The sequence below is a fragment of the Clostridium akagii DSM 12554 genome (assembly GCF_000686725.1).
In the GTDB taxonomy this organism is placed as follows: Bacteria; Bacillota; Clostridia; order Clostridiales; family Clostridiaceae; genus Clostridium_I; species Clostridium_I akagii.
On the sequence record NZ_KK366009.1, the window covers coordinates 189,730 to 215,254 of the forward strand.

A 25,525-nucleotide genomic window follows, 5' to 3' on the forward strand; every position below is an offset into this window, starting at 1 on the left:
TGTATTGTTGGACAATTCGCTTAAACTTTTTGATTTCCCGGAAAATGAACGACCAAGAGAGCGGCTAAAAAGGTATGGTGCTAAGGCTTTGTCAAATTGTGAGCTTTTGGCAGTTATTTTGAGGACAGGAACGTCAAAAAATAATGTTTTGAATTTATGTAATGATTTATTAAAACATGGAAATGGACTTAATGGTTTATTAAAATTAAGTTATAATGAACTAGTTGAAATCCATGGAATTGGAATTGCCAAAGCCATGCAAATAATTGCTTTGAGTGAAATAACCAAAAGATCAAAAACATATGGTTCAGGTGATACATACAAAATCACTAGTTCTAGGGATGCGGCAAATTTAGTAATGGAAGAAATGAAAAGTTACAATAAGGAAATTTTGAAAATTATTTTGCTTAATACTAAGAATATAGTCATTCGTGTATGTGATATTTCTGTGGGAAGTTTGAATTCTTCCATTGTTCATCCAAGAGAGGTATTTAGTGAAGCTATTTTAGGTCATAGTGCTTCAGTTATTATATGTCATAATCATCCATCAGGAGATCCAACACCGAGTTCAGAAGACATTAGTGTTACTAATAGGCTTAAAGAATGTGGTAAGATAATTGGTATAGATGTTTTAGACCATATTATCATTGGCAATGGTGTTTATGTCAGTTTAAAAGAAAAAGGAATTTGTTGATTTTGAAAGGAGAAATTTTAATGGCGTTTTTTGGTATATCTAGAGATATGGGTATAGATTTGGGCACGGCAAATACATTAGTATATGTAAAAGGTAAAGGTATTGTTCTAAGGGAACCGTCGGTGGTAGCAATTAATACAAATACTAAGACAGTTCTTGCTGTGGGAGAAGAAGCAAAACAGATGATAGGTAGGACACCAGGAAATATAGTGGCAATAAGACCACTAAGAGATGGAGTTATTGCAGATTTTGACGTTACTGAAAGTATGCTTAAAAGATTTATATCTAAAGTAACTTCAAAAAGTTCTTTTGCAAGTCCTAGAATAATAGTTTGCTTTCCTTCAGGAGTGACAGAAGTAGAAAGAAGAGCCATAGATGAGGCAACAAAGAGGGCTGGAGCTAGAGAAGTTCAACTTATGGAAGAACCAATGGCAGCAGCTATTGGAGCTGGTTTACCTGTAGAGGAACCAACAGGAAGTTTGGTTGTTGATATAGGTGGTGGTACTACAGAAGTTGCAGTTATTTCACTTGGTGGTATTGTTACTAGCAAGTCACTTAGAGTTGCTGGAGATGAACTAGACCAAGCAATAATAACATACATAAAAAAAGAGTACAATTTGATGATTGGTGAAAGAACCGCAGAAAATGTTAAACTGCAACTTGGTTCAGCATTTAAGACAAATGATGTTGAAGAAACTATGGAAATAAAAGGAAGAGATTTAATATCAGGATTACCAAAAAATATTGAAATTAGTGAAGCTGAAGTTAGAGAAGCATTAAGAGAACCAGTTGCTTTAATAATTGATGCAATTAAACTTACGCTTGAAAAAACACCACCAGAACTTGCTTCAGATATTATGGATAAGGGAATTATGCTTACAGGAGGAGGAGCACTTTTAAGAGGACTTGATAGTTTGATTAATAGTGAAACTCATATGCCAGTACATATTGCAGAAGCACCACTTGACTGCGTAGCCCTTGGAGCAGGAAAAGCTCTTGAACATTTTGATAAAATAAGTAAGAGTAATAGAGGATAAAAATGAAATTCATAAAGAATAAGCTGGCGGTAACAATAATTGTTCTGTCAGTTAGCTTTTTGTTTCTAATTGGGTTCAGCGTTAAGAGACAAAATGCGACATTTTTAGAAAGTGGTGTTGGTGGTGTTTTTACTTCAGTTCAAGGAGTAGTTTATAAAAGTACAAATGGGTTAGCAGATTGGTTCAGTTTTGTAACTCATTTTTCACAGATAAAACAGGAAAACGAAAGTTTAAAAGCAGAGAATATAAGTATGAAGAATAAGGTAGCAGAATATGATGCTTTAAATAATAAATTAACAAGAGTTTCGGCAATGGCAAAATTATTAGCTCCGGGAGCTGCATATGATTATGAAAATTGTAATGTAACTGGTAAAGGAAGCAGCGATGCAGAGGACAGTTTCCTGATTGATAAAGGTTCAAATGACGGTATAAAGATTGATTTTGCAGTAATAACAGAACAGGGACTTGTTGGAAAAGTAATCTCTGTTGGTAAGACTTCAAGTGTTGTTGGTACACTAAACAATGCAAATATTGGAGTTGGCGCAATGGATGAAAAATCTAGAGACAATAGTGGTATAGTAGCTGGTTATGAGGATGATAATAATAATAAGCTAGGAATACTGAGTAATCTACCACAAAATGCTGATATAAAAAAAGGTGATCGGATAATAACGTTTGGTTCTCTGTATCCAAAGGGTATTCCAATAGGTGAAGTTATTAGCGTGGGAAAGGATCCAACTACAGTTAGTACAACTGCCATAATAAAGCCATATGTTGACTTTACAAAATTAGAAGAGGTTTCTGTTGTTATACCTAAAAACATTGATTTAAACGAAATAAAGTACTAGGGTGATTTATATGAAAAAAGTTGTAATTTTAACGATTTTAATTTTTGCTTTGGAAGTGTTGGATAATTCCATGGTTCCATTCTTTTCAGTGTATGGATACTACCCTAGCTTGTTATTCTTATTTGTGATTTCTTATTCAATAATTAATGATAGGTGGTCAGCACTTAAAGTTGGTTTAATTTCAGGTGCATTGCAAGACTTATTTTTTATAAATGGGTTTGGCGTAAATATGCTTGTAAATATGTTACTTTGTGTTTTGGCAGGTGAAATTGGACGAAATTTATTTAAGGAAAAAAGGTTAATACCAATTTTGACAATTTTAGGACTGACTTTTTTTAAGGGCATTCTTGTTTATATAATTTTATATTTTATTGGTATAAAGGTAATGCTATATTCAAGTGTTTTTGTTGCCATATATAGTTTTGTATTAGCTATATTTGTGTATAAGCCTATTTATAGATTATGTCAGAAACCTTACATGATAAAAAAATGGAAATTTTAAAGTGGTGATAAAATGGAAAGAAAAAAGAAATTCAAAAAAATATTTAACAGGTATACTGCTCTAATCGTAATAATGGTTGTTTTATTTGCAATAATAGGTGCACAGTTATATAATTTGCAAGTTGCAAATGGACAATATTATAGTGATACAGCAAATACTAAAGCTCATAAGCTTATAACAATAGCAGCTCCAAGAGGGTTAATAACAGATAAAAATGGAATAGCACTTGCAACTGAAGTACAAAGTTACAACCTTACATATACAGATACAGATGAAGCTGGAACAAAGCTATTTGCAACACTACAAAAAGCATTTAAAATCTTAGATGATAATGGGGAATCACAGACTGATAGTTTTCCGTTAAAGGTCGGACCTTACAGATTTGAATTTACGGCAACCACATCTGCAGAAATAGAAACTATGCAGTTAAGATTTTTAAAAGATCGAGGTTTTCAAGATAGTATATTAAAACACAAATTCAGCAATAAAAAAGAAGCTGATTTAACATCTTCTGAAACTACTGAACTTAATGATGAACTTTTAAAATTAACACCTGAGACAATTTACAATAGTCTTCTTAAGCAATATGGTGTGATAAAAGGAATTTCAAGTTTAAAAATTCAAGCAACTCCAGATGTAATAAGAAAGTACCTAATTGTAAAAGATAGTATAAAAATGAATAGCTTTTCCGGATACAAATCAGTTAATATAGCAAGTAATATAAAGAAAGATACTTCACTTATATTTAAGCAAAGCCTTTCAGAACTACCTGGAATTAATGTAGAAAATCAACCTATGAGGCAATATCCTTATGATCAGTTGGGTTCATCAGTTCTAGGATATATAAGCAAAATAAACCCAGATGAACAGGAAAAGTATTCGGAAAAAGGGTATGATACAAGTTCTGATTATGTTGGGGCAGCGGGAATTGAATCAGCAATGGAAAGTCAGCTTAAAGGCGATAATGGAGGGGATGTAGTTCAGGTTGATAAGCAAGGAAGAGTTAAGAATGAACTTGCAAGTCGTCAGGCATCTCCAGGAAATAATGTTCAGCTTACAATAGATGCAAATGTGCAATATGCCACAGAAAATGCTTTGAGCACTGAAATGAAAACATTACAAGCTGCAAAAACATCAGGCGGCGATCTAGATGTATCAAATGCTACAAGAGGAGCAGCTGTAGCAATAGACATTCATACCGGGGGAATATTGGCACTTGCAAGTCTACCAGGATTTAATCCAAACGATTTTGCTACTTCCCAAGGATTGACAGAAGCTCAAATAGAAAAATACTTTACACCAGACTATGAAAAAATGGCAAAGGCTCAAAATAAACCACAAAGTTTAATTGATTATATGTTTCCAATAGACACTAGTATAAAGGGAAATACCACAATTAGAAAAGATAAATTTGATTATTACCCAAAATACTTGTATAATTATGCAACTATGTCTTTGATACCTTCAGGGTCTACTTTCAAGCCAATGACGGCTATAGCAGGACTTGAAACAGGTGCTATAAATGCCGGGTACACTTATGATGATGAAGCTGTGTTTGATATAGGTGGAGGGCATTTGCTTCCATTTAAATCAGATGGGCCACATGGGCGGGTAAATGTAGTAAGCGCAATACAGTTATCAAGTAACCCATTTTTTATGAGTGTGGGAGGATTATTAAGAGCAACAAAATCTGGAGATGATACTTTAGCTAAGTATGCATGGCAGTTTGGACTAGGAGCTGATCCGAGTTTTAAAAATCCGGGCACAGGAATAGAGATAAATGAAAATTTTGGGCAGGTATATAATACTGTTTCTCAGAAAAACAACTCAGCAATCCAATTTCTTTTAAATATTGAAGAGGATTTAACTAATGGAGTTGTTGCAGGAACGGGAGGAAAACTTCCCCAACTAGATTTATATGACAGAGATAATGATATTAATATTAGTGCTAATGGTAAAAAACTTTCAGAAATAAAAACTGAAATTAAAAAGGATATAACGGACTCTGTAAAAAATGGAACTTTTTCAAAGACCAACTACACGGATTTGTTTAAGCAATTAGTTGATACGGATCCTAAGTATAAAGGTAAAAATATCACTGATAGTGACGTGCAAGCAGTGGTGAATGATGTATACTACGAGGCAGTACAAACAGGCCACGGTTCTTTAAGTCTTCCATATAATATTTATGAGGCTTCTATTGGGCAAGGAATGAACAATTTCACACCGCTTCAACTTGCAAATTATGTAGCAACTATTGCAAATGGTGGCACAAGATATAAACTTCATTTGGTTGATAATGTAAAAGATTCTAGCGGAAAGATAGTTTCTACTACAAAACCAGAGGTTATAGACAAAGCAGATATGAGTGCTACCACTAGGGCATTAGTTATGCAAGGCATGAATGGTGTTACGGCTCAAGGTGCAGGCGGTCAAGCGGGTACAGCTTATCCAGCACTTGGGAAATTCCCCATTCCTTCAGGCGGTAAAACAGGTACGGCGGAGTTTAGTACACCTGAAATCCAAGGCAAAGTTGGTAGAGGAGATTATGGGTATTATGTAGGATATGCACCGGCTGATAATCCTCAAATTGCCATAGCTGTAGTAATATTTGATGGTGGTTATGGTAGTGATGTTGCCAATGTTGCTAGAGGTATGTACGAGGGCTATTTTAAAAATGACCCTCGAATGGCAAATTACAGCTATGATATTGATACACAATTGAAACCTGTAAATTAAAGAATTCCATCAAGAAGTTGCGCTAAAATAGAATTTAGATTTTATTTTAACGCAGCTTCTTTTTTATTACCGCCAAATTCATGAAATATATGCAAAAAAAAGGATTTTTAGAATATATGTTGAATTATGTATATGTAACACTAAAAATCCTGTATTGCATTCTAATGGAAAGTTGAAAGTGGTGATAAAATGGAAAGAAAGAAGATGTTAAAAAAAATACTCAATAGGTATACTGCCTTAGCTATAATAATGTTAGTTTTATTTTTAGTGCTAGTGGTAAGACTGTATAATTTACAAGTAACAAATGGACAGTATTATAGTGATCAGTCAAATACAAAATCGCATAAGTTTATAACAATAACGGCACCAAGAGGTTTAATAACAGACAAAAATGGAATTAATCTTGCTACTGACGTGCAAAGTTATAATCTTACATATACTGATACTGTTGATGCTAGTAAAAATTTATTTACAACACTACAAAAGGTATTCAAAATTTTAGATGATAATAAAGAGGTGCAAACCGATAGTTTCCCTTTAAAGATAGAACCATATAGATTTGAATTTAATACAAGTAATCCTAATGAAGTACATACTATGCAGTTACGATTTTTAAAAGATAGAGGCTTTCAAGATGACATATTAATAAAACAATTTGATAATAAAAAGGAAGCAGAATTAACGCCTGATCAAAAAAATAAGCTAAATAATCAACTGTTAAAGCTAAAACCTGAAGAGGTTTATAAAGAACTTCTTCAGCAGTATATTTTTCAACTTAGTTCAATTGACAATAATGAGATAAAAACTGGTAAGCTGAAATTTTTAAAAAAAGCCGGTTTTCAAAATAAGATATTGAGGAATAAATTTGGCAATAAGAGGGAAAAAGAATTAACTTCAGAAGAAACTACAGAGTTGAATGATGAACTATTAAAAATAACGCCAGAAGATGTTTATAATGAATACCTTGATGAATATCTTACTAAAATGGGAGCTATAAATTCCAATATAAAGGCAACGCCAGAAGAAATAAGACGTTATTTGATTGTAAATGATGCTATAAAAATGAATAGCTTTTCTGGATATAAATCCGTTAATATAGCAAGTAACATAAAGAAAAATACATCACTTATATTCGACCAAAGCCTTTCGGAACTACCGGGAATAAATGTAGAAAATCAGACCATGAGAAAATATCCATATGATGAACTTGCTTCATCGGTTTTAGGATATATAAACAAAATTAACCCCGATGATGAAGAAAAGTATTCTGAAAAGGGTTATGATACAAGTTCTGATTATGTTGGATCTTCAGGAATTGAATCTGTAATGGAAAGTGAGCTTAGGGGAGAGAACGGTACAGATGTGGTGCAGGTTGATAAGCAAGGCAGAGTGAAAAATGAACTTGCAAGTCGAGAGGCTTCTCCTGGAAATAATGTTCAGCTTACACTTGATGCAAATCTTCAGTATGCAACAGAAGAAGCGCTTAACAATAAAATGAAGCAATTACAAGCACAAACAAAGCTATCAGGTGGTGATGTAGATGTATCAAATGCCACAAGGGGAGCCGCTGTGGCCATTGATATTAATACTGGTGGAATACTAGCACTTGCAAGTGATCCAGGGTTTAATCCCAATGATTTTTCAACCTCCCAAGGATTAACGGAATCTCAAATTGAAAAATATTTTACTCCGGATTATGAAAAAATGGCAAAAGCTAAGGGGATGTCACAAAGTGATATTGACTATAGATTCCCAATAGACACAAGTATAAGTGGAAATACTACAATTAGAAAAGATAGTTTTGATTATTTTCCTAAACCATTGTATAATTATGCAACTATGTCACTTGTACCTCCGGGTTCTACTTTTAAACCAATGACAGCAATAGCAGGACTTGAAACGGGAGCAATAAACGTTAACACAATTTACCCAGATCAGGGTTTTTTTGATATGGGAGGAGGAAACATTAACCATTTTTACTCAGATGGGCCACTTGGTAACGTAAATCTGTTAAGTGCATTAGAATTATCCAGTAATCCATATTTTATGAATGTGGGCAAACAATTAAAGGCCAAAGCTGGAGATGATATTTTAGCAAAATATGCATGGGGTTTTGGATTAGGAGCTGATCCAAATTCAGCTAGCCCTGGGACAGGAATTGAAATAAGTGAAAATTTTGGTCAGGTTTATAATATTAAATCTCAGAAAAATATATTAGCAAAGGAAGATATTATAAATATTGAGCAAGATTTAACTAGCGGGGTTGGTGCAACTGGAGGAAGGTTTCCAAGCATAGATTTGGAAAATAGAGATGGCGATGCTAATATTAAGCACAATGGAAAAAGTCTTTTGGAAGTAAAAACGGAAATTAAAAATGATGTACAAAACTCTGTGAGAAATGGAACTTTTTCTAAGAGCAATTATGAAGATTTATTTAAACAGCTTATAGCAACAGATCCTAAGTATAAAGAAAAAAATTTCACTGATGGAGATTTGCAATCAATTGTTAATGACATAAACTATCAGGCAATACAGTCAGGATATGATTCTATAAGTCTTCCATACAATATATATGAAGCGTCTATTGGTCAGGGTATGGATAACTTCACACCTCTACAGATGGCAGATTATATTGCAACTATTGCCAATGGTGGCACAAGAAATAAACTTCATTTAATTGACAATATAAAAGATGCTGATGGTAAAGTCGTGTCTGCTACTAAAACTGAGGTATTAGATAAAGCAGATATGAGTTCGGCAACTAGGAGTGCAGTCATGAATGGAATGAATGCAGTTACTTCGGGCATAGGGGGTAAGATGGATGGTACTGCACAGGCAGCTCTTGGGGATTTTCCTATAAAAACAGGAGGTAAGACTGGTACTTCAGAGAAAGCCGATCCATCTATACAGGCTAAGCAGGGTAGATCAGATTATGCCTGGTTTGTTGGTTATGCACCAGCTGACGATCCTAAAATTGCAATAGCTGTAGTTATATTTGATGGAGGTTATGGTAAGGATGCTGCCTACGTTGCTAAGGGTATGTATGAGAGCTATTTTAAAAACGATCCACGAATGGCAAATTATGCAGACGACTTTGACATGAGCCTTAAGCCAATAAATTAAATCACGATGCATCAAGTAGTGAGAATTTTATAAGATGAACTTTTATAGTGTATAATGAAGATATATAAAAAAAACAAAGCGAAACTTTAACGTAAATTGATAAAATTAAATTAGATATCTGATTTGAAAGGAAGCAGAATATGCTAGTAAATAAAAAAATAATAGGAGAAAAAGTTTCCCTTGCGTATATAAGCATGGGGGATGCAGATAATTTAGCTAACTGGTTAAATGATTTTAATGTGTCTTTGCCTTTAGGCTATGAGGCGTATACACCTACTTCAGCTGAAAGGATTAGAAATGAAGTCAGCGGAATTATTAATAGCAATCAACATGTATTTTCTATTTTCCATAATGAAAGTAATAAATGCATTGGCAGATGCGCATTGTTTAATATTGATTTTATAAATAGAACTTCAATGCTTAGCATTCTCATTGGAGATAAAAATCTTTGGAATAAAGGATTTGGAAAAGAGGCAATTACACTACTTATTGATTATGCTTTTAATCTGATTAATTTAAACAGCGTAAGGCTTAGTGTATTTTCTTTTAATGAGAATGCAGTAAAGTGTTATAAAAGTGTTGGTTTTAAAGAAGTTGGACGATTAAGGCAAGCTAAAATCATAGGACAAATAAAATATGACTCAATTGTAATGGATATTTTAGCAGAAGAGTTTAGAAGTAGAATAATACCACGATATATAAAGTAGTGGAACTATTATACAATATAAAATACATATGAAAAAGAAGGACTTTTATTATATATGTTGAATTATACATAATGAACGTTAGAGCCTTTGGAGGTTAATATGAGTGAGGACAAGATTCTATTAAAAGGTAATAAAGATGGATTAAATGTAGTAATTGATATGAATAGGTTCAAAGATTTCAATGAAATGCTAGAGATATTGAGAGAAAAACTTTCTAGAGGTAAAAGGTTCTACAAAGGCTGTACATTGAAGATTAGCACACAACTTAAACTTGTAAGAGATAGAGAGCTTAAAAGTTTAAGTGATGTTTTATTTGAAGATTTTCTTGTAAAAGATTGTATATTTGAAGATACTGAGGAGAAACCAAGCAAAGTATTTTCAGGAATATATGAGGGGAAAACCAAATTTATAAAAAAAACTGTAAGAAGTGGACAGATTGTTAATTACCCGGGAAATGTAGTTATAATTGGTGATGTTAATCCTGGATCTGAAGTTTTTGCAACGGGAAATATAATTGTTCTTGGTATTCTTAAAGGTGATGCCCATGCAGGAACCAATGGTAATGATAGGGCTATAATTGCCGCATTTAGACTCGAACCTAATGTTTTGCAAATAGCGAGTACAATTACAAAAGCACCAGAAACCGATGAAAAACCTAATTATCCAGAGGTAGCTAAGATAAAAGATAATACTATAATTGTAGAACCATATTCACCTAATAAGTTTTATTGATTTTTGTACTAGCTTCTTAGTGGTATATTTAGTATAATGGTAGGTAGACGTTGATTTTACTTGATTGTTAAAGATATTTTATATATCTTCGTATATAGTACTGATTCGGACAAATTTTATTAATGGAGGTATATTTCATGGGAGAAGCTATTGTAATAACATCTGGAAAAGGTGGAGTTGGAAAGACTACAACTACGGCAAACATTGGTACTGCACTTGCAGCTATGGGAAAAAAGGTTGTTGTGGTTGACGGAGATACAGGGCTTAGAAATTTAGATGTACTTATGGGTCTTGAAAACAGAATAGTTTTTACACTTTTGGATGTGATTGAAGAGAATTGTAGACTTAAGCAAGCTCTTATAAAGGATAAGAGGTATGAAACTTTATTTTTACTTCCAACAGCACAGACAAGGGATAAAAATGATATAAGCGCTGAACAAATGCTGAAGGTTGTAAATGAATTAAAAAGTGTTTATGATTATGTACTTATAGATTGTCCAGCAGGAATTGAGCAAGGTTTTGAAAATGCTGTAATAGGTGCAGATAGAGCTATCGTTGTTGTAAATCCTGAAGTAACATCAATAAGAGATGCAGATAGAGTAATTGGGAAACTTGATGCAAAAGGCTTAGATGATCATAAACTTGTAGTAAACAGAATTGATATTGAAATGATAAAAAAAGGTGATATGCTAGGAATAGATGATATAATTGATAATCTTGCAATCAAATTAATTGGTGTTGTACCAAATGATAAAGACGTTACAATATCAACTAATAGAGGCGAGCCAATAGTATTAAATCAAAATTCAAAAGCAGGCAGTGCCTTTAGGGATATTGCAAAGCGAATAACTGGCGAAGAGGTTCCCTTTGTATCACTAGATGATAAAGAATCTACAAGCATTGTTACTGCAATTAAAAATTTATTTAGAAAGAGATAGGGGGGAGTATGATGGATTTATTTAGTCTTTTTTCAAGGAAGCCTGCATCCAAGGATGTGGCGAATGAAAGATTAAAATTAATTTTGATTCACGATAGGGCAGACCTATCCCCAGAGCTTTTAGACCTCATAAAAGAAGAAATAATGAATGTAATAGCGAAATATGTGGAAATAGACAATTCTGATGTTGAGGTTAAGTTGACTAAAGTACAGGATGGGGAAGGTTCATCACCGGCTTTGGTAGCTAATATTCCTATTAAAAGAATGAAAAGTAGAACTCAATAAGAGTTTTCTCAAAATGGAAATTAATTTCTATTTTGAGAAAACTTTTTTTTATTATTTAGAAAATTTATAAATAATATTCAAACCCTTTTATCATACAATTTTGTAATAAAATCATTTGATTTTAATATACATGATATTGTATGAATTATAGTGGGAGGAATAAATGGGTAGTTATAATAGTCAATATGAGAATTATTACAATTCTATATCAAATAGAACAAATGTTTCTAGAGGTTTAAAGTTAGGTCAACGTCAAAAAAAATATTTTAATAGAGCAAAAATAATTCAAACAATAAAAGTTCAACTTTTAGGAACTTTGGTGCTTTTTATAGTAGTATTCACGTGTAAAACATTTGTTAATCCACAAACTAAGATTATATACGCCTTTTGTAAAAACAGCATTGATAAAAATTATAATGTAAATTCAATTGTGAATTATTCTAATAGTATTAATGTTAGTAATATTGAAAAGTATATTAAAGCTGAAAATTTTAATGATATAGAGAATAAGGTTGAAAATTTTATTGATAGTGAAAGGGCAAAATTCACGGGTGGAAAAACCATACAACAGCAGATAAATCAAGAATTCGCAGCACCTGTATCTAACAAAGTAGCCATATTTAATGACAGCAAAGGTAGTGGTAAAAAAATACTACACAATGGCATTGAATTTTATATACCACTGAATACAAATATTAATACAGTCTATAATGGGGTTGTTGAGGAAGCGGGGGAGAATAAAGAGGATGGCAAATATATAATTATTGACCATGGAAGTGGCATTGAAACAAAATATGCTCATTTAAATATAATAGAGGTTAAAAAAGGAATCAAAGTTAATAAAAATCAAACAATTGCTAAATCCGGGAATACTGGTGAAGATAAATCCTATAATTTATATTTCGAATTAACATATATGGGAGAAAAACTAAATCCTTTGGACTATATAAAGATATAGTTTTAATGATTTCCAAAGAAATAGGCATGGAGTGATGTTTTGATAAACCTTTGTAAGCAAGTAATACCATATGTTCTTTTGATTTTAGCTTATAGTTTTAATGGAAATTATCTTATGGCATTTATTATGGTAATTTTACATGAATATATTCACTATTTCACTGCAAGACATTTCGGCTATAAGGATGGAAGTGTAAAAATACTTCCTTTTGGCGCTGTGCTAAGGCTTAATAATATTGACCAGGCGTCGGTAATAGAAGAAGTAACAATATTACTGTCAGGACCAATTTTTAATTTAGTACTGGCGGTTATTTTTTATATATTAAGTTTATACCTAAATTATGGAATTTTAAAATCTTTAGTTTTTACAAATGTCTGTTTAGGAATATTTAATTTAGTACCTACATTGCCATTAGATGGAGGTAGAATATTAAGAGCATTATTGTCAGCATTTAAGACTTATCGGGTAGCTAATATAATTACTATAATTACAAGCATAACAATTGGTTGCATATTTATGCTGTATTATATATTTTGTTTTTTTAGGGGACAGATAAATTTTACCTTTGGTATTATTGCTATTTATATAATTTATTATTCAATAAAAGAGAAAGAAAGGATTGCATATATAATTATGAGCGATATTATAAAAAAGAAATTTAGATTTATGAAAAAAGGATATATGAATAATAAAATATTATCAATATATTGTAAAGAAAGTTTATTAAAAGCTCTTAGTCTTGTTGAAAAAAATAGATATATTATACTAATTGTTCTTGATGAGGATATGCAGATGTTAAAAATAATTTATGAAAGTGAAATTATAGAAGGAATTAAGAATTATGGGAATATATCATTAAATGATTATGTTAAGGCATCTGAAAGAAAATAAAACACACAATTTATATTTTATTTTCTTTCAGATTAATAAAAGGTAAAATATATTATGCATTAGCAAACATATATATGTAAAAAAAATAATTATTGACAGTGGCAAATAATGGTGATATTATTTGATTATATCATACACGTTAACGTTAACATATACACAAAATAACATATAAGGGGGAATATTTATGTAAAGCTATTGTTAGTTAGATTTCATTTTTACATAACAATGTTAACGTTAACAAATGAATAGGATAAACTTATTTTATTGGAGGTTAAAGATGTGAATAATTATGGAAAATGGATGTCAGATTCAATAATTGAAAAAAACATTGAATTAACAGATCACTGGGGCTACGAATATGGATTAACTTTAGATGGAATATACCAGATATATAAACAAACAAAGGACAAAAAGTATTTGGAATTTATAATGAAAACTATGGATCATTTTATTAATGAGGATGGAAGTATAAACGGTTACAGAAAAGATGAATACAATATAGATCATTTAAATAATGGAAAAATATTGTTGAGTCTGTACTCGGAAACTAAAAATTTAAAATATAAAAAAGCAGTAGATTCTTTAAGAACGCAGCTAGATGATCACCCACGAACAAAGGAAGGAGTATTTTGGCATAAAAATATATATCCTAATCAGATATGGCTTGATGGCTTGTATATGGGAGCCACTTTTTATGCTAAATATATAAAACAATTTGGGGAATCATCAGAATTTTATGATGTAACAAAGCAGTTTATAATAAGTGAAAAAAACCTAAAAGATGAAAAAACAGGACTTTTGTATCATGCATATGATGAAGCTAGACAGCAACTATGGGCTAATAAGGAAACTGGTTTATCTAAACACTTTTGGAGTAGGTCAATGGGATGGTACGTGATGGCCCTGGTAGATACTTTAGAAGTTATTAGTGAAGATAATAAAGATAGAAGCAGGCTAATTGAAATTTTAAATAATTGCATTTCTTCTTTGCTGAAAATTCAGGATGTGGAAAGTCATGTTTGGTATCAAGTATTAGATGAAGGAGGTAGAAAGGGAAATTATCTAGAAGCGTCAGGATCGTCCATGATTGTATATGCATTACTAAAAGGCGTGAGGAAAGGGCTATTACCTAAAGAATTAAAAAGTATAGCTAAAGAAGCATATAAAGGGCTGATTAGTGAATTTACATTAGAAACCAGAGATGGATACTTAAATTTAAACAAGATATGTTATGTGGCAGGACTAGGTGGTAATGACAATAGGGATGGAACATTTAGTTACTATATAAGTGAACCAATAGTTAGTAATGAACCTAAGGGACTAGGACCATTTGTTTTGGCAGCAGCGGAATATGAACTTATTGAATAGTCAAGTTATTTAAAATTTGCACCATGTAAACGATATCGTTAGGGGGAAAATCATGAATGAAAAATTAAAAATAAGAAATATTCTTGGATACTCAAGCATTAATTTCCTTGGAAGTGGAGCAGCTGGAATGATATCTGCTTGGCTTATGTATTTTTATGTAACTGTATGTGGAATTGGTGCAATACAAGCAGGGCTTATATTTACAGTTGCAAGGCTTATTGATGCTGTTGGTAATCCTATTCTAGGATTTATAAGTGATAATTTTGGTAAAACAAAACTGGGTATAAAATTTGGAAGAAGAAAATTTTTTATGCTTATAGGTATAATTGGAATAGTTATTTTATTTCCATTATTATGGACAAATGGACACACATTTGTTTTCTACTTTATTATTAACTTCCTTTATGAAACATGCTATACATTAATATTTGTACCAGGAACTACACTTCCAGCTGAGATGACCCAAAATGCAGCTGAAAAAGCAAAACTTATTGGAGGTAAATCATACTGTGGTAATATATCAAGCATTATAGCAGCATTTATCCCTGCACAATTTTTCATAATGTTTGGTAAAAACGCACCAAAGGCATTTTTATATACTGGAGTCACCTATGGAATAATAATGGCTTTAGCACTAATCTTTTTTTATTGCAATGTTTATGAGAGGGATCCAAAGACAATCGTTTATGAGGATTCGGCAGGTTCAATAATAGAAATATTTAAAAAACTTGGATTGGATATATCTTCAAGTATGAGGAATAGATCATTTAGACTTCACAGTGTTATGTGGTTTTTGGGAAGTATTTTTAAACAAATAACTGGGGGAGTATTTACCTTCTTTGCAATAGATGTTTTATTGGTATCATCTGTTACAGTAGCAAATATAAATGGTGTTTCAGCAATAGTTTCATGTATCGCTTTATTTGGATATATTATTCTAGCATATAGGTTCGGAGGTCCAAAGGCATTCATGGTGGGATCAGCAATAGTTTTTGTATCTCTTGCAGGTTACCTAGGTATGGTTATTATGGGAAGATCATCATTAATAGTAACTTTATTAGTAGTATTTGCAATAGTTAATATTGCAGGCAAAACTTCTATAGATTTTGTGCCAACTTATCAGATGGGATTTATTGCAGATATAGATGAAGCAATAACAGGTAAGAGAAGAGAAGGAGTATATAACGGTGTAAACAGTTTTTTTGGAAAGATAGCACAAGCAGTAGAATCAGCAGTGCTTGGATTCGCATTGGCAGCCTGTGGTTTTAAAAGTGGAAAAAATATAAAGGTTAGTATGCAACCACATAGTGCTATAGTGGGAATCTGCATAATTGCCATCGCAGTTCCATTTGTATTACTTCTTATAACTTGGGTTGCGGCAGCAAGATTCAAACTTACAAAAGAAAGCCACAAATTATTGGTAGATGAAGTAAATAGGGTTCAGGCTGGAGGTTCTAAAGATGACGTAACTCCAGAAGCAAAGGGAGCAATTGAAGAATTAACAGGGTGGAGATATGAACAGTGTTTTGGAAATAATAATGTAGGATATAAAAAACAAAAATTTGTACCAGGTGAAACAAGAGGAGTCTAGATAGATGGATGAAATAAAGAAGTGGCAGTATATTTGTAAGGCAGAAAAAATAGTAAAAGTTTTAAACCAAAAACATTTTAAAGCATTATATGTGGAGACACCTGAAGAGGCAAAAATAAAATTATTAGACATGATTGAAGAAGGTGCAAGCGTTGCAATGGGTGGATCTACCACACTCAATGAAATGGGAATAGTAGATATACTTAGGAATGGAAACTATAAATTTTTTGATAGATATCAAAAACTTCCTTTTTATCCAGACATAGTGGAGATACACAGAAAATCACTCACAGCAGATTATTTGATAACAGGCACAAATGCTATTACTAAGAATGGTGAATTAGTCAATACGGATTGTACTGGAAATAGGGTTGCTGCAATGATTTTTGGACCTAAAAATGTAATAATTGTAGCTGGCATTAATAAAATTGTGGATAGCATTGATGATGCATTTAAAAGGATAAAGGATATAGCTCCAATGAATTCAAAAAGAATAAAACATGAGACGCCTTGCACAGAAACTGGATATTGTATGGATTGTGATTGTAAAAAAAGAATTTGTAATTTTACTACCATTATTCATAACGGAATTAAATTTGAAGGTAGAATTAAAATAATAATTGTAGCAGATAAATTAGGATATTGATTGGGGGGAACTATTGTGAAAAATGGAATATATTGGAATGAAGATTTATATAAATCTATAGAAAAATCAGTAATGTTAAATCGTCCAAATTTTGATAATAAAATATATTTCATTAATGATGATAAGTATAGTAAATATATTTTAGATACAAAAGAACAATATTTTGTAACATCTGAAAGAGGAGACATAGAACCTACTTGCAAAGAGCAGTTAGTAAAAGATTATACCCATGTTTTTAAAGCTGCTATTGAAGAGTGTTATGAGAAAGGGGGAGGAACGGTAAAGGTATCCTCAGGGATTTATTATACAGGCGCTATAACACTTAAAAGTGGGGTTAATCTAGAACTTGGAGATAATTCTGTAATAAAGTTTATTAGAAATAAAACTAATGCATTTTATCCAATTGTAAACACATTTTGGGAAGGAATAGAGTGCTATAATTTTTCACCATTTATATATGCTATTAATGAGCAAAATATAGCTATAACTGGTAGCGGAATTATAGATGGTCAAGCTGATTACTATAATTGGATGCCATGGAAGTATGGGCATTTTGGACAGGAAAACCAACAAATTATTAGAGAAAAGTTGTTTAAGTGGGCAGAAAACGGTTTTTCGGTGAAAAAAAGAATATTAAGTGATGAGGTGTCCACTCTTAGACCTAGTTTTTTAGAGACTGTTAATTGTAAAAATATATTAATTGAAGGTATAAGTATAATTAATTCACCAATGTGGGAGATACATCCATGTCTTAGTGAAAATATATTGATAAAAGGAGTAAAAATCAAAACTCTTTATTATAACAATGATGGTATTGACCCGGAGTTTTGCAAAAATGTTATTATAGAAGACTGTGAAATTGACACAGGTGATGATTGTATTGCAATTAAGTCTGGAAGAAACAACGATGGAAGGAGAATAAATGTACCATCAGAAAATATAATAATAAGAAATAATATGTTTAAAGCAGGGCACGGAGGAATAACCATCGGAAGTGAGGTGGCTGGCGGAGTTAAAAATATATTTGCAGAGAAAAATATTTTTCATAGTAAAGATTTAGATTATCCGCTTAGAATTAAAACAAATTCTGTTCGTGGGGGCACCATTGAAAATATATATGTTAGGGATAGTATTATTAGCAAAGCAAAGATTGCTGTAATTCATGCTACCATGAATTATGAGGAAAATGATATTGGAGAATTTACTCCAATTATAAAAAATATATTTCTTTCAAATATAAAAACTTCAATTGAAAATAATATAAATGCTGAAAATGGTATTTTCTTAGAAGCTTATAACCGAAGCCCCATAAAAAATGTGTATATAAAAGATTCAGAATTAAATGGAGTGAAAAACACAATTCATGTTAAAAATATAGAGAATATTAAATTTGAAAATGTAAAGATCAATGGAGAAATATGTTCCATTAATTTATGAAAAACTATAAAATGTCTTAGTGTAAAAATAAGTTTTTATTCTAAGGCATTTTTTGTATGCTTCTAAAACAATTTCATTTTACAGCTTAATATGTTAAAATATAAAAATGAATAGCCTAGTAGGGGGAAGAAAAGTTGAAAAAAATAACTGATGATATTTTATATAGAGTAGAAAAGCCGGCACGTTATGTGGGCGGAGAACTTAACAGTTGTATCAAAGATAAAAATGAAGTGGATATTAGATTTGCATTTTGTTTTCCAGACGTATATGAGATAGGTATGTCTCATCTTGGAATGAAAATACTATATCATGTTTTGAATAAAAGAGAGGACACATATTGTGAAAGAGCATTTGCGCCTTGGCCTGATATGGAAAAATTAATGAGGGAGAATGATATCCCTCTTTATACTCTTGAGACAAAGGATCCGTTAAGTGAATTTGATTTTGTTGCATTCACCCTTCAATATGAGATGAGTTATACGAATATTTTAAATATGCTTAATATGTCAGGAATGGAAGTCAGAGCTTCTAAAAGAAGGGAAGAAGATCCAATAATATTATGCGGAGGACCATGTGCGTACAATCCTGAGCCACTACATGATATAGCTGATATATTTTCTTTAGGAGAAGGAGAAGAACACTTAAATGACATATTAGATTTATACAAAAAATTCAAGGGTAAAAGTAAAAGTGAATTTCTAAGAGCAGCATCTAAGATTGAAGGAACTTATGTACCTAGCTTATATGATGTGATTTATAATGAAGATGGAACTATAAAAGAATTTAATCCTAAGTTTGTTGATGTACCAAAGCGAGTAAAAAAACGTATAATTACTAATTTTAATGAAGTGGACTATCCTGATAAAATAATAGTTCCTTACAATGAAATAATCCATGACAGAATAATGCTTGAAACCTTTAGGGGATGTACAAGAGGATGTAGATTTTGTCAGGCTGGAATGGTATATAGACCTGTAAGAGAGAAAAAGACGGATAAATTAGTTGAACTTGCAGATAAACTTATTGAAAATACTGGATATGAAAATCTTTCACTTACTTCGTTAAGTATATGTGATTATTCTGATATTCAAAATTTGGTGTTTTCACTAGTTGAAAAATATAAAAATGAAAATGTTGGAGTGTCACTTCCATCGCTTAGAATAGATTCTTTCTCAGTTGACCTTATAAAGGAGATAGAAAAGGTAAGAAAGACCGGACTTACATTTGCTCCAGAAGCAGGGTCTCAAAGGATGAGAGATGTTATAAACAAGGGAGTAACTGAGAAAAATCTAATTGATTCCGTCTCTGATGCGTTTGTCGCAGGGTGGTCTACAATTAAACTTTATTACATGATAGGACTTCCATATGAAACAATAGATGATGTGAAGGAAATAGCATCCTTATCTGCAAAAGTACTAGATGAATATTATAAAATTCCAAAGCCAGAGAGGAAAAAAGGGCTAAAGGTTACTGTTAGTACATCTATCTTTATTCCAAAACCATTCACACCATTCCAATGGGCACCTATGGATAAAATGACTTCCGTAAGAGGAAAAATCAGTGAACTTAGGAAGACTATGAATGGAAAAATAACTTATAATTGGCATGAAACTCCGGTGAGTTACCTTGAAGCTATATTTGCAAGAGGTGATAGAAAAATGTGCGATGTATTGGTAAAGGCGTTTGAAAATGGTGCTAAATTTGACGCATGGACAGAGTATTTTAGTAATGATGCTTGGATGAGGGCTTTGAAAGATTGCAATGTTGATGGAGATTTTTATGCTTATAGAGATAGAAGTTATAATGAAGTTTTTCCTTGGGATTTCATTGAAATTGGAGTTAATAAAGAGTTCCTTATTGGTGAAAATGAAAAGGCAAAAGAGGCAGCAATTACTCCAGATTGCAGGCTTGGATGTACTAGCTGTGGCGTTAATCTAAAGTTTAAAGAGGGAGAGTGTTTTGAAGGTGCGTTATTCAATAAAATTTAAAAAAGGTCCTGATATAAAATTCGTCGCTCATCTTGATCTTATGAGGGCGTTGCAGAGAACCTTTAAAAGAGCAGCACTTCCAGTGGAATATTCCAATGGATTTAACCCACATATGAGACTTTCCATTGCACAACCTCTATCAGTTGGAATGCATTCCACAGGAGAGTATTTGGATATAGAGTTCGGTGAAGAAGTAGATTGTGAAGAAATTAAAGAAAGATTTAACAAAAAGTCAACAGATAGTTTAAAACTTTTGAAAGTGGTTGGAATAAAAGAATCCTGTGATAAAGATGGAAAAAAGATTCCACAGTCTATGTCAGCTGTTGACAGCGCAAGTTATGAAATAAGGATTAAATATGAAGATACTAATGGTTTAGAAGAAAAACTTTTACAATTATCAAAAGAAGACCAGTGGAATATAATTAAAAAGACAAAAAGTGGCGAAAAAGATACAAATATAAGGCCAATGGTAAGGGAATTTAAATTTGAAATAAAAAATAATGTTTTGATTATTAATGCGACTATTTCTTGTGGAAGCAGGGAAAATCTTTCATCAGAATTAGTTTCTGAATATATTAAAACGCATACAAATAACGTTGAGCCTATAGCTTTTACTGAAATCATTAGAAAAGAGATATATGGAGCTAGGGGCACAAATATCATACCCCTATGGGAATATTTTGAAAAATATACAGATTAGATTATTAATCTAAAGTATCGAGGTGCAAAATTTGAAAGATGTATATATTGAAAGACAAAAGGACATACTTAAAATATGTATAACAGAGGATGAAAAACTTCGTGAATGTTATATTGAGGAAGATGAAGAGACAGTTTATCCAGGACAAATTTATAAGGGTATAGTTAAAAATATTGTCCTGGGTATAAAGTGTGCCTTTGTAGATATTGGAGTAGGAAAAAATGCTTATATGTATTTAGATTCTAGGTTTGGAAATCTGAATGTTAAAAAGGGTGAAGAGCTGTTAGTTGAAATTGTTAAAGAAAGTATGGGAAGTAAAGGCCCTAAGGTAAACAATAATATAAGTATACCAGGAAGGTATTCTGTGATAGAAACACTAACTAGTGAAATAAACATCTCAAAAAAAATTGTGGATTCAGATTTGCAAGAAAAATTTCTTGAAGAAATATATAAACCTTTGGATGTAGGCGTTATGATAAGAACCAATGCAGAAAAAGTGCCTATTGAAGAAATAAACCAAGAAATAAATAAGCTATATGGAGTATACAGTGATATTGTAAAGAAGGCAACGTTCACAAATAAACCCAAACTTTTATATAGTCCTGGGGGAGTTTTAGGAAAGATTTTACGAGATGCTGTTGGTGAATCCACGAGAAAAGTGGTAGTGAATAGTGAAACTGATTATGAGTTTTTGAAGGACTATTTTAAAGATAAAACGGATATAAAAACAAGCGTTCAACTCTATAAGGATAATATTCCTATAATGGAATTTTATAGAGTCGAAAGTGAGATCTTGGCCCTCAGAAATAAAAATGTGATTTTGCCTTGTGGTGGATCAATAGTTATTGATAAAACAGAGGCAATGTATGTTGTAGATGTAAACTCGGGGAAAAATATAAAAGGTATAAATATAGAAAAAACAGTGGAAATAACAAATTTTGAAGCAGCAAAGGAAATAACAAGACAAATAAAACTTAGAAATTTAAGTGGAATAATTGTTATAGATTTTATTGATATTCAAGATAAAAAAGCAAAGAAAAAAATACTGAGTATTTTAGAACATGGATTTAAAGATGATAAAAATAAGACCATAATATATCCTTTTACAGAACTTAATCTTGTACAGATCGCAAGGCGTAGAAGGGGAAAATCTATATTAGATTATATAGAAGAGGATTGTAGCCATTGTTTTGGTAAGGGCAAAATACTGAAATTTTCTTATTTAAAGCATTTAATTAGAAATGATATACTTAGGATTTCATTAAAAAATGAAAATAAACATATATATATTGAAATAGGTGAAGTATACAAGGCAGAAATAACTAAATCTCTGGAGAGTTTTGTAGAGGATATTCAGGGACTGAATAAAAATATCTATGTTAATTATGTGAAAAATGTTGATAGAATAAAGGTTGAAATGCTAGTATTTCAAAGTCAAATACAAGAAATGAAAGCTTATAAAATATATGGGTGATTTACTTTACAAATATGGTGACATATGATAAACTGTCATATGTAGACCGCACGCAGAGGGTTTTATCGAAACATAGGATTTTAGAATCTTGTGTACCTGAGTTGGCGAGACTGGAATGAGGAGGTGTTTTTATGTACGCAGTTGTAGTAACTGGTGGAAAACAATACAAAGTTTCAGAAGGAGACGTAATATTCGTTGAAAAACTAGAAGCTGAAATTGATTCAAGTGTTGAACTATCTAATGTTCTTGCAGTTAGCAAGGAAGATGGATTAGTTTTAGGTAAGCCTGTAGTTGAAGGAGCTAAAGTCATTGCAAAAGTAACAGCGCAAGGAAAAGCTAAAAAAATTATAGTGTTCAAATTTAAGCGTAAAAAAGACTATAGAAGAAAACAAGGACACAGACAACCTTATACTAAGCTTGTAATTGAAAAGATAGAAGCTTAATTATGATAAAAGTTGTTTTTGAAAGAAAATGTAATTACTTAGTTTCATTTGATATAAATGGTCATGCCGATTATGGTTATGAAGGATATGACATAGTATGTAGTGCTGTATCTGCTGTATCCATATCCATTTGTAATGGTATAACGGATATAGTAAAGGTAAAAGCTAAAATTGGTGAACATGATGGTTATTTGAATTTAGATTTAAATGATCAATGTGAAGCACAAATTAAAAAATGTCAAGTATTGATGGAAACCATGCTTTTAGGAATTAAGAACATAGAAGATAATTACAAAGATTATATTAAACTAGAAGTAAAGGAGGTGCAGTAGAATGCTAAAAATGAACCTTCAGTTATTTGCTCATAAAAAAGGAGTAGGTAGCTCAAGAAATGGAAGAGACAGTGAATCAAAGAGACTTGGAGTTAAAAGTGCAGATGGAGAATTCGTACTCGGCGGAAACATACTTGTTAGACAAAGAGGAACAAAGATTCACCCAGGCACTAACGTAGGAAAAGGATCAGATGATACACTTTATGCTAAAATTGATGGAGTAGTTAAATTTGAAAGAGTAGGAAAAGACAAAAAGAAAGCAAGTGTTTATCCTGTAGTTATTGAGGATAGTATAGCTGAATAATTTTGGAGCACCCTTTTACCGGGGGTGCTTTTTTAAATCATAAAATTTGTTCTTTAAAAGGAGATTAATATGTTTATTGATACGGCCAAAGTATTTATTAAGTCTGGAAAAGGCGGAAATGGTTCGGTTTCGTTCAGAAGAGAAAAGTATGTACCATTAGGTGGCCCTGATGGTGGTGACGGTGGTAATGGTGGTAGTGTAACAATTATAACAGATGTTAATATGACCACCCTGCTAGATTTTACCTACAATAGAAAATTTGTTGCAGAAAATGGTACAGGAGGTTCTGGTTCAAAGTGTTACGGAAAAGAAGGAGAGAATTTATTTATAAAAGTGCCTGTTGGTACTATTATAAGAGATGCTGAGAGTAATAAAATAATGGCAGATTTATCTCACAAAGATGACAAGATTGTAATAGCTAGAGGTGGAAAAGGCGGAAAAGGGAATGTTAAGTTCTGTACATCTACAAGACAGGCACCAAATTTTGCAGAGCCAGGTATGCCTGGAGAAGAAAGATGGATTAGTCTTGAATTAAAACTTCTTGCAGATGTAGGACTTGTAGGATTCCCTAACGTTGGTAAATCTACACTTCTATCAGTTGTTTCGAAAGCCACTCCAAAGATTGCAAATTATCATTTTACTACTATTAAACCAAACCTAGGAGTAGTAAGTTTACCTGGAATACCAGGATTTGTAATGGCAGATATTCCTGGAATAATTGAGGGTGCTGCTGAAGGCGTAGGTCTTGGAATACAGTTTTTAAGACATATTGAGAGAACAAGACTTCTAATTCATGTTATTGACATTTCAGGTAGTGAGGGAAGAGATCCATTAGATGATTTTGAGAAAATCAATGAGGAACTTAAGAAGTATAGCGTTAAACTATGGGATAGACCTCAAATTATAGCTGCTAACAAAAGTGATATATGCTATGGAGATGATGTCTTTGAAAGTTTCAAAGCTAAGCTAAATGAAATGGGATACAAACATGTATTCAAAATATCTGCAGCTACAAGACAGGGCGTAGATGATTTACTTAAGGAAGCAGCAAGACAGCTTTCCAATATTCCAATAGCAGATCTTGAAATTAGTCAAGATGATAAGTTTGTTGAAGAAGAAAGAAGATTTACTTACAATATAATAAAAGAAGGTAATGTTTATATTGTGGAGGGGACTTTTGTTGATAGATTACTTGACAGTGTTAATGTAAATAATCCTGAATCACTAATGTATTTTCACAAGGTGCTTAAAAACAAAGGCGTTATTGCGGAGCTTATTTCTATGGGAATACAAGACAATGACTTTGTAAGATTAAATAATTTTGAATTCGAATTTTTAGTATAGGAGTGATAAAATGATAACCAGCAAACAAAGAAGTTACCTAAGATCACTGGCTATGAAACTTGAGCCAATATTTCATGTTGGAAAAAATGGAATAGAGGGTGCGTTTTTAAAGCAAGTAAGGGACGCGCTTGAAGCAAGGGAACTTATTAAGATAGCTGTTTTAGATAACAGTGAATATACGTCAAGAGAAGCAAGTGACTATATATGCGATAAGATAGGTTGTGACGGAGTACAGGCAATCGGAAAAAAATTTGTACTTTACAAAAAATCAAATAAAAATTCTAAAATAGAATTAATATAGAAAGTAGTGTTTCAATCAGGTGATGTTAGATTTCGCCTGATTATTTTTATGCAATACAATTTTTTACATATACTAAAAGAAAAATGTGGTATAATAAATAATATATTTAGATATAGTTTTAACATTTATATCAAACTTTATAAA

Annotated in this window: 24 protein-coding genes; all 24 read left to right on the forward strand. The window is 31.9% G+C overall.

Annotated elements, in window-relative coordinates; translation table 11 throughout:
• The first annotated feature begins 4 nt into the window (after positions 1 to 4).
• The 24 genes from radC (at position 5) to BR66_RS0122075 (ending at position 25,381) form a co-directional block, all read left to right on the forward strand.
• Positions 5 to 694: a RadC family protein gene (gene radC, locus BR66_RS0121960; RefSeq protein WP_207641278.1), complete on the forward strand. Its 690-nt coding sequence runs from the start codon at positions 5 to 7 to the stop codon at positions 692 to 694.
• A gap of 20 nt (positions 695 to 714) precedes the next feature.
• Positions 715 to 1,731: a rod shape-determining protein gene (locus BR66_RS0121965; RefSeq protein ID WP_026884839.1), complete on the forward strand. Its 1,017-nt coding sequence runs from the start codon at positions 715 to 717 to the stop codon at positions 1,729 to 1,731.
• A 2-nt stretch (positions 1,732 to 1,733) separates the two neighbouring features.
• Positions 1,734 to 2,579, forward strand: a complete 846-nt coding sequence (gene mreC / locus BR66_RS0121970) for a rod shape-determining protein MreC (protein ID WP_026884840.1) — start codon at positions 1,734 to 1,736, stop codon at positions 2,577 to 2,579.
• 10 nt (positions 2,580 to 2,589) lie between these two features.
• Complete coding sequence (gene mreD / locus BR66_RS0121975) at positions 2,590 to 3,081, forward strand: rod shape-determining protein MreD (protein ID WP_026884841.1); 492 nt, start codon at positions 2,590 to 2,592, stop codon at positions 3,079 to 3,081.
• A 12-nt stretch (positions 3,082 to 3,093) separates the two neighbouring features.
• A complete protein-coding gene (locus BR66_RS24535; protein ID WP_035796862.1) occupies positions 3,094 to 5,820 on the forward strand; it encodes a penicillin-binding transpeptidase domain-containing protein in 2,727 nt (908 codons plus the stop codon).
• A 189-nt stretch (positions 5,821 to 6,009) separates the two neighbouring features.
• Entirely contained in the window at positions 6,010 to 8,943 is a 2,934-nt protein-coding gene (locus BR66_RS0121985; protein WP_026884842.1) for a penicillin-binding transpeptidase domain-containing protein, read from the forward strand.
• Positions 8,944 to 9,083: 140 nt separating this feature from the next.
• Positions 9,084 to 9,650 carry a GNAT family N-acetyltransferase gene (locus tag BR66_RS0121990; RefSeq protein WP_026884843.1) on the forward strand — a complete coding sequence of 189 codons (567 nt, stop codon included), beginning with the start codon at positions 9,084 to 9,086 and terminating at the stop codon, positions 9,648 to 9,650.
• 99 nt (positions 9,651 to 9,749) lie between these two features.
• Positions 9,750 to 10,382 (forward strand): septum site-determining protein MinC, encoded by a 633-nt coding sequence (minC, locus tag BR66_RS0121995; RefSeq protein ID WP_026884844.1) that lies wholly within the window; start codon positions 9,750 to 9,752, stop codon positions 10,380 to 10,382.
• Between the two features lie 137 nt (positions 10,383 to 10,519).
• Positions 10,520 to 11,320 (forward strand): septum site-determining protein MinD, encoded by an 801-nt coding sequence (minD, locus tag BR66_RS0122000; protein WP_026884845.1) that lies wholly within the window; start codon positions 10,520 to 10,522, stop codon positions 11,318 to 11,320.
• An 11-nt stretch (positions 11,321 to 11,331) separates the two neighbouring features.
• Positions 11,332 to 11,604: a cell division topological specificity factor MinE gene (gene minE / locus BR66_RS0122005; protein WP_026884846.1), complete on the forward strand. Its 273-nt coding sequence runs from the start codon at positions 11,332 to 11,334 to the stop codon at positions 11,602 to 11,604.
• Positions 11,605 to 11,767: 163 nt separating this feature from the next.
• Positions 11,768 to 12,562, forward strand: a complete 795-nt coding sequence (locus BR66_RS0122010) for a M23 family metallopeptidase (RefSeq protein ID WP_026884847.1) — start codon at positions 11,768 to 11,770, stop codon at positions 12,560 to 12,562.
• Between the two features lie 39 nt (positions 12,563 to 12,601).
• Positions 12,602 to 13,453: a site-2 protease family protein gene (locus tag BR66_RS0122015; protein WP_026884848.1), complete on the forward strand. Its 852-nt coding sequence runs from the start codon at positions 12,602 to 12,604 to the stop codon at positions 13,451 to 13,453.
• A gap of 279 nt (positions 13,454 to 13,732) precedes the next feature.
• Complete coding sequence (locus BR66_RS0122020) at positions 13,733 to 14,821, forward strand: glycoside hydrolase family 88/105 protein (protein WP_026884849.1); 1,089 nt, start codon at positions 13,733 to 13,735, stop codon at positions 14,819 to 14,821.
• A gap of 52 nt (positions 14,822 to 14,873) precedes the next feature.
• Complete coding sequence (locus BR66_RS0122025) at positions 14,874 to 16,412, forward strand: MFS transporter (RefSeq protein WP_026884850.1); 1,539 nt, start codon at positions 14,874 to 14,876, stop codon at positions 16,410 to 16,412.
• 4 nt (positions 16,413 to 16,416) lie between these two features.
• Entirely contained in the window at positions 16,417 to 17,058 is a 642-nt protein-coding gene (locus BR66_RS0122030; protein WP_026884851.1) for a lactate utilization protein, read from the forward strand.
• Positions 17,059 to 17,073: 15 nt separating this feature from the next.
• A complete protein-coding gene (locus tag BR66_RS0122035) occupies positions 17,074 to 18,495 on the forward strand; it encodes a glycoside hydrolase family 28 protein (protein ID WP_242841205.1) in 1,422 nt (473 codons plus the stop codon).
• Positions 18,496 to 18,629: 134 nt separating this feature from the next.
• Positions 18,630 to 20,483, forward strand: a complete 1,854-nt coding sequence (locus tag BR66_RS0122040) for a TIGR03960 family B12-binding radical SAM protein (RefSeq protein ID WP_026884853.1) — start codon at positions 18,630 to 18,632, stop codon at positions 20,481 to 20,483.
• Complete coding sequence (locus tag BR66_RS0122045) at positions 20,461 to 21,183, forward strand: TIGR03936 family radical SAM-associated protein (RefSeq protein ID WP_242841206.1); 723 nt, start codon at positions 20,461 to 20,463, stop codon at positions 21,181 to 21,183. The genes BR66_RS0122040 and BR66_RS0122045 overlap by 23 nt, the downstream gene beginning before the upstream one ends.
• Positions 21,184 to 21,205: 22 nt before the next feature.
• The gene (locus BR66_RS0122050) at positions 21,206 to 22,657 is read left to right on the forward strand and encodes a ribonuclease E/G (protein ID WP_341350088.1); all 1,452 of its coding nucleotides are present in this window, start codon (positions 21,206 to 21,208) and stop codon (positions 22,655 to 22,657) included.
• Positions 22,658 to 22,788: 131 nt separating this feature from the next.
• Positions 22,789 to 23,100: a 50S ribosomal protein L21 gene (gene rplU, locus BR66_RS0122055; RefSeq protein ID WP_026884856.1), complete on the forward strand. Its 312-nt coding sequence runs from the start codon at positions 22,789 to 22,791 to the stop codon at positions 23,098 to 23,100.
• A 2-nt stretch (positions 23,101 to 23,102) separates the two neighbouring features.
• Positions 23,103 to 23,432 carry a ribosomal-processing cysteine protease Prp gene (locus tag BR66_RS0122060; protein ID WP_026884857.1) on the forward strand — a complete coding sequence of 110 codons (330 nt, stop codon included), beginning with the start codon at positions 23,103 to 23,105 and terminating at the stop codon, positions 23,430 to 23,432.
• 1 nt (position 23,433) lies between these two features.
• Positions 23,434 to 23,736 (forward strand): 50S ribosomal protein L27, encoded by a 303-nt coding sequence (rpmA, locus tag BR66_RS0122065; protein WP_026884858.1) that lies wholly within the window; start codon positions 23,434 to 23,436, stop codon positions 23,734 to 23,736.
• A gap of 69 nt (positions 23,737 to 23,805) precedes the next feature.
• Positions 23,806 to 25,080 carry a GTPase ObgE gene (gene obgE / locus BR66_RS0122070; RefSeq protein WP_026884859.1) on the forward strand — a complete coding sequence of 425 codons (1,275 nt, stop codon included), beginning with the start codon at positions 23,806 to 23,808 and terminating at the stop codon, positions 25,078 to 25,080.
• 10 nt (positions 25,081 to 25,090) lie between these two features.
• Complete coding sequence (locus BR66_RS0122075) at positions 25,091 to 25,381, forward strand: YhbY family RNA-binding protein (RefSeq protein WP_026884860.1); 291 nt, start codon at positions 25,091 to 25,093, stop codon at positions 25,379 to 25,381.
• Positions 25,382 to 25,525 lie beyond the last annotated feature (144 nt).

Bases quoted from the DNA above. Each gene is read 5' to 3' on its own strand.
- BR66_RS0121965 (WP_026884839.1), top strand. From the start codon at position 715: ATGGCGTTTTTTGGTATATCTAGAGATATGGGTATAGATTTGGGCACG.
- mreC (WP_026884840.1), top strand. From the start codon at position 1,734: ATGAAATTCATAAAGAATAAGCTGGCGGTAACAATAATTGTTCTGTCA.
- mreD (WP_026884841.1), top strand. From the start codon at position 2,590: ATGAAAAAAGTTGTAATTTTAACGATTTTAATTTTTGCTTTGGAAGTG.
- BR66_RS24535 (WP_035796862.1), top strand. From the start codon at position 3,094: ATGGAAAGAAAAAAGAAATTCAAAAAAATATTTAACAGGTATACTGCT.
- BR66_RS0121985 (WP_026884842.1), top strand. From the start codon at position 6,010: ATGGAAAGAAAGAAGATGTTAAAAAAAATACTCAATAGGTATACTGCC.
- BR66_RS0121990 (WP_026884843.1), top strand. From the start codon at position 9,084: ATGCTAGTAAATAAAAAAATAATAGGAGAAAAAGTTTCCCTTGCGTAT.
- minC (WP_026884844.1), top strand. From the start codon at position 9,750: ATGAGTGAGGACAAGATTCTATTAAAAGGTAATAAAGATGGATTAAAT.
- minD (WP_026884845.1), top strand. From the start codon at position 10,520: ATGGGAGAAGCTATTGTAATAACATCTGGAAAAGGTGGAGTTGGAAAG.
- minE (WP_026884846.1), top strand. From the start codon at position 11,332: ATGGATTTATTTAGTCTTTTTTCAAGGAAGCCTGCATCCAAGGATGTG.
- BR66_RS0122010 (WP_026884847.1), top strand. From the start codon at position 11,768: ATGGGTAGTTATAATAGTCAATATGAGAATTATTACAATTCTATATCA.
- BR66_RS0122025 (WP_026884850.1), top strand. From the start codon at position 14,874: ATGAATGAAAAATTAAAAATAAGAAATATTCTTGGATACTCAAGCATT.
- BR66_RS0122030 (WP_026884851.1), top strand. From the start codon at position 16,417: ATGGATGAAATAAAGAAGTGGCAGTATATTTGTAAGGCAGAAAAAATA.
- rplU (WP_026884856.1), top strand. From the start codon at position 22,789: ATGTACGCAGTTGTAGTAACTGGTGGAAAACAATACAAAGTTTCAGAA.
- BR66_RS0122060 (WP_026884857.1), top strand. From the start codon at position 23,103: ATGATAAAAGTTGTTTTTGAAAGAAAATGTAATTACTTAGTTTCATTT.
- rpmA (WP_026884858.1), top strand. From the start codon at position 23,434: ATGCTAAAAATGAACCTTCAGTTATTTGCTCATAAAAAAGGAGTAGGT.
- obgE (WP_026884859.1), top strand. From the start codon at position 23,806: ATGTTTATTGATACGGCCAAAGTATTTATTAAGTCTGGAAAAGGCGGA.
- BR66_RS0122075 (WP_026884860.1), top strand. From the start codon at position 25,091: ATGATAACCAGCAAACAAAGAAGTTACCTAAGATCACTGGCTATGAAA.